At 60.5% G+C, this 5,062-nt stretch carries 4 protein-coding genes; 1 reads left to right on the top strand and 3 read right to left on the bottom strand.

The features are described from left to right. A partial coding sequence (locus ABX749_RS21270; protein WP_372897746.1) for a formylglycine-generating enzyme family protein occupies positions 1–2,300 on the top strand: 2,300 nt, incomplete at its 5' end. 64 nt (positions 2,301–2,364) lie between these two features. Here ABX749_RS21270 and ABX749_RS21265 read toward each other — a convergent pair. The 3 genes from ABX749_RS21265 to ABX749_RS21255 form a co-directional block, all read right to left on the bottom strand. After that, on the bottom strand, positions 2,365–3,276 hold the full coding sequence (locus ABX749_RS21265; RefSeq protein WP_372897745.1) for a tetratricopeptide repeat protein: 912 nt from the start codon (positions 3,274–3,276) through the stop codon (positions 2,365–2,367). A 397-nt stretch (positions 3,277–3,673) separates the two neighbouring features. Next, positions 3,674–4,714, bottom strand: coding sequence for a ferrochelatase (locus ABX749_RS21260; protein WP_372897744.1), 1,041 nt, complete (start codon positions 4,712–4,714; stop codon positions 3,674–3,676). A 165-nt stretch (positions 4,715–4,879) separates the two neighbouring features. Then, on the bottom strand, positions 4,880–5,062 hold a 183-nt coding region (locus tag ABX749_RS21255; RefSeq protein WP_372897743.1), incomplete at its 5' end, for a hypothetical protein.

The following is a 5,062-nucleotide window of genomic DNA, read 5'->3' as shown; positions in this document are numbered from 1 at the left end:
CCGACCTGGTCCGCTCCGCCCACGCCTCCGAATTCAACTTGCTGTTGGAAACGATGGAAGCGGATCCGGATCGGGCACGTGATGCGCTGCGGCGGCAGTGGGATCAGATCCGTCAGGCCGAGACCGCGGTGATCGATGTCACTCGTCCCTGGGGGTCGCCCTGGTGGGTCGCCGGTGATCGTGATCGAGTCGATTTGACACCCAACCCGGCAATCGACGACGCCCTCTTGGTTCAGCTGGACTCCTTTCAATCGGTGATCGGCCCGCACGCGATCGTGGCCCACCAGGTCCCTCGCGATGGTCTGGCCGGACTCGCCACCAAACTCGCCGACAGCGGCTATCGAATCGGACATCTCGCCGTCTATCGTCACGACGCGCAGCGCTATTGTTTTGTCCTGTTCACGAGAGACTCGTTGGAGTCGAAGTATGCGTTGGATCTCTCAGCCGATCAGGTGCGCGCCCTCAATCGCGACCATCGTGACGAAGGCTTTCTTCCCGATAGTATCAGCGGCTACGCCGACGAAGATGAAACCCTGCGCTATTTCGTCAGCTGGATTCGTCGGCCGCAGAACAACGGCGTGACCGCTGCTGACCTGTATCTTGAGGTGCCGGGGAACCATCACCAGAGCGACGGATGGCAGCCGATGCTCCAACGGGGCCTGTCACTGCCGCGATTCAATCTTTCGGTCCGGCAATCGGATCTGCCCGAGCTATTCACGTCCATTCGCTGGCAAACGATTCGCGGGATTCGATACGCCGACGCCTGGAACCAGTCGGCCGACGAGTGTCGTCAGATCATCCAATGGAATCGATCCTCGCCAGTGCTTGTGGCGGGATCCAGCTTGGCGATCGACGGTCGACGCGATGGGACGGTCACTCCGGTCTGGTGGCATGATCTTCCCGTGCAGGCGAAGTTGCTGGAACACCAGGGACGACTCGATCACCTGCGTGCGGCGGGAAAGCTGATGGCCGAGGGTTACTTTCCCGTTTCGCTCGATGCGGCCGCCTTTGACGACGATCGGACGTTTCGATTTCAGTCGGTCTGGTGGCGCGGGCTGCCGGAGATCGATGCCCAGGTCGCCTCCGCCCGAGTTCGCTGCAATCTGGCACTGGCGCAGTTGCGACTGCAGCAAGACCAGAATGTGAAAGCCGCGCTCGCCGGCCAATGGGGCGAAGAGACGCGCGGCGCCGTCATCGCTGGATTCGGCGAGTTTATGTTGCCTCCCGAGTGGTTGTTCGACCAGATTCAAAACTCACGAGATGACCAAGCCCCGCAAGACGCGACGAGGGTCCGCAGTTGCCTGATGGCGTTGAAGCTGATTCCGGTCGACCAAGTCAGTCCGCAACAACGGTTGTCGGTCACGGAGGTTTGGCGTGATCCGCTTCGGCGAACGACTGACCCGGGCATTCGGTCTGCTTCACTCGCGCTGGCCGTCGCTTGGAATCTGGATCTGCCCTTGCCGCCGTCGAGTGATCCCGATCGTGAGTTCCTGGCCGTCTCGGGACAGCGGATGGTGGTCGTTCGGCCTGATGCAACCGTTTGGCTCGGTTCGTACGGCAATGAACCGGGGCGTGACGGACAGAAAGAGCCGCGGACGGCGTTTGTGATCGACCATGACTACGCGATCGGGGCCACCGAAGTGACCGTCGAGCAGTTCCTGGCGTTTCGCAGCGATTTCGACTATCCCGAAGACTATGCCCGATCGATGGACAGCCCCGCGATCAATTTGACCTGGTATGACGCGGCAAGATATTGTCGCTGGTTGAGCGAGCAAGAAGGCATTCCCGAAGACGAGATGTGTTATCCCGAAATCGATGCGATCAAGCAGGGCATGGTCGTCTCGGCAGGATCGGTGGATCGAATCGGTTATCGGTTGGCAACCGAAGCGGAATGGGAATATGCCTGCCGCGGCGGCGTGGATCGCAACCGCTGGTTCGGCTTTGACCCGAAACGACTCGATGACCATGCCTGGACGGTCAGCAATTCCCAGTTCCGAACCCAGCCCGTTGCCCGCTTGTTACCCAACGACTACGGACTGTTCGACATGTTGGGCAACGTGATGGAATGGTGCCACAGCGTCGATCGCGCCTACCCCCGCCAATCGCTCGCACCGGCGTCTGATCCCGGCAATGAATGGTTCGACGTGGAAGGGCGCACCAGGCTGATCACGCGCGGCGGCGCGATGCTGTACCAGCCCGGTGACGCACGCGCCTCCCAACGCAATGTTCACGGCGCCGATTCGCGTTGGGTTTACATGGGATTTCGAATCGCCAGAACGATCCGACCGGCGCTCGAGTGACCGGCCGCTTGACGGCCTGTCGATGGAAGCCCGATACCGCTGAGTCAAGCGTCGGTTCCTAAGCTCAACGTGTTGTCCGCGTGACCGACCAGCCTTCCGGCGGATCCGGCAACTCGAAGGCCTCGTGGTAGGCGCGCTGCGCTCGCTCGACCCAGACCAAGGTTTGCTGGTGCAGCTTGGTCGGCTTCATCCGGACAGCTTGACTGGCCAACGATCTGGCTTGTCCAAACTCTTGTTTGGCCACCGCCGCGATCGCCAAATTGTGCACCGCAACGGATGAAAACGGATATCGCTGGTGAACCTCTTGCCAGATCGCTTCCGCCTCACCCCATCGGCCGGCGACTGCCAAGGCATTGCCGCGACGAATGGCTTGCGTGCCGGGCAGCAAGTAGGGGATTTCCAACTGCACACGTTCCCGCACAACCGACGGTGTGATCAGCGGCAAGGTCTCGCGAACGAGCGCCGATTGCAATGCCGCATCCTTGTCGACGGCCAACGCTAAATCGGGGTAGCGCTTGAGCGCGGATTCCAATTCCACCACGACCGGTTTGCCCAAGGGCCGACCTTCGGTCTGTGTTTGGACGTCCGCGCTGACCGGCGTTAAACGCCAAGAAACGGTCAGCCGGTTGCCCGCTTCGGTGATGGATCGGGGACGCCGATCCGGCAGAATCTCGCCGCGCAAGATGAAGTCGATGTGTCCTTGTTGAGCCTTTTTGGCCAGCGCCAAATCACTTTCGTCGTCGGCGTTGTAAGACACCAGCGAGACGCCTTGATCAAAGCCCGGCGTCGATTCGTTGATCGATTCGGCGGAAACCAAGCGGGTGGAACGGCCCGCGTCGGCGGGAGCGGCCTGCAGCAGTTTCTCATGAATCGGCGTGGCCAGTTCCCGGGGACCGACGATCTTGGGGACCATCACCGAATGACCCACTGTGGAACGCAGCGTCGGTGGCGACCAAACGTGAATCGGAGCGCCCATGCGACAGCCACCCAGAGACGTGAAACACGCAACCAAGAGGGCAAAACGGGCGAGGGGACGAACGCAAGTGAAAATCATCCCCGACGCGATACGCAATCGGTGCAGATCGAGTCAAGAGCGTCTCTGAAACGGTATTTGCGCCCACGGATGGCAGCGTGAACCCACGGATTTTTTGCACCCTGTCATCCAACGCTGTGAAGCATTTATTCCCTGCGTTTGACGAAGTGTTAGCGGCAGGGCGCAAGCCCTCCGGTCCCTCATCGTTCCCGAAGCACCGGAGGGCTCGCGCCCTACCGCTAAAAGATGCTTCACAGCGTTGCCTGTCATCCGTGGGGTCGCGCTGCCATCCGTGGGCATTATTTCCGCGGCACCCCAAATCCTAAAAGTTGCCAGTGCACTAACTGGCCCGCGACGGGGGCCGCCGTGGCGTGTAGAGGCAGCAATCGGACGGGCAGACATCGTGCCACGGACCCAACGTTCCGGCCGCATCCTTCTGCTGGCGAAGCCCGATGCGCTCTTCCACCAGTTTGCGAATCATGCTGACAAAACCAGCACTGATGCCCGGTGTTGCGGCACGGCCCATCTTGATGCCACGTTCTCGGCACAGCGTCGCCGCTTCGTCGTCCAGATCGTACAACACTTCCATGTGATCGCTGACAAAGCCGATCGGGACGATCACCAACTGCTGCAGTTTCTCCGCATCATCCATCTCGGCGATCGTGTCGCACACATCCGGCTCCAGCCAGGGCTGCTGCGGCGGGCCGCTGCGGCTCTGGTAGACCAACCGCCACGTCTCGACCCCAACCGCCTCGGCGACCAATCGCGAGGCTTCACTCAGTTGCTTGACGTAGTCGCAGTTGTCCGCCATCCCCATCGGGATGCTGTGGGCGGTGAACAACACCGTCGCCGCCCCCGGCTCGGTTTCAAGCTCGGCCAGCGATCGGCGGACACTGCTCGCCATCGTTTCGATGAAGTCCGGATGATTGAACCCCATCCGTACTTTTTCGACCAACGGGGCTCCTTCGCCGACCTCCTCTTGCGCGGCGATGATGTTTTCGCGGTACTGACGGCAACCGCTGTAGCAACTGAACATGCTGGTGAAAAACGCAATCGCCCGTTTGCACCCGTCTTCCTTCATCTGCCGCAAGGTGTCGGGGAACAGCGGATGCCAATTCCGATTGCCCCAGTAAACCGGCAAATCAATTCCGTTGGATTCAAACTCGGTCTTGATCGCGGCCAGCAGCTGGCGGTTCTGTTCGTTGATCGGGCTGACGCCGCCAAAACTCTTGTAGTGCTCGGCAACCTCCAGCATCCGCTCGCGCGGCACGTTTTTCCCCCGCAACACATTCTCCAAGAACGGCATCACGTCCTCGGGGCCTTCCGGGCCACCGAAGGAAACCAACAGGAACGAATCGTAGGGCAGGTCTTGGTCAGACATCGATCGGGTGAGTTCACGGAGCGAATGGGAACCGGCGGGACATTCTCCCCGATCGTCAATCCAGATGTCAGAGGGGGGAAGTCGGCCGTCACATCGATGACCGGGCCGATCGTCGGCCGCAGCAGAAACTCGCTCCAGAAATAACGTCGGCGAGCACCGGCTCCATCACCCCACTGCAACATCGAAATTGGCATGAAAAATGCACCCATAACCGTTCGCGTCCGTGAACAAAGAATCCCACGAAGGTGCCACCATGGTCTGGGTCTTGATCGCTTCGATATTTGCGCTGTGTTTGGCGTTGGTGGTGACGTCCATCCGCGTCGCAATCAGTGATGAACGTCTCGATTT

This window comes from Stieleria sp., assembly GCF_041595215.1.
GTDB classification, from domain to species: domain Bacteria; phylum Planctomycetota; class Planctomycetia; order Pirellulales; family Pirellulaceae; genus Stieleria; species Stieleria magnilauensis.
This window is presented reverse-complemented; position numbering and strand designations above follow the sequence as displayed.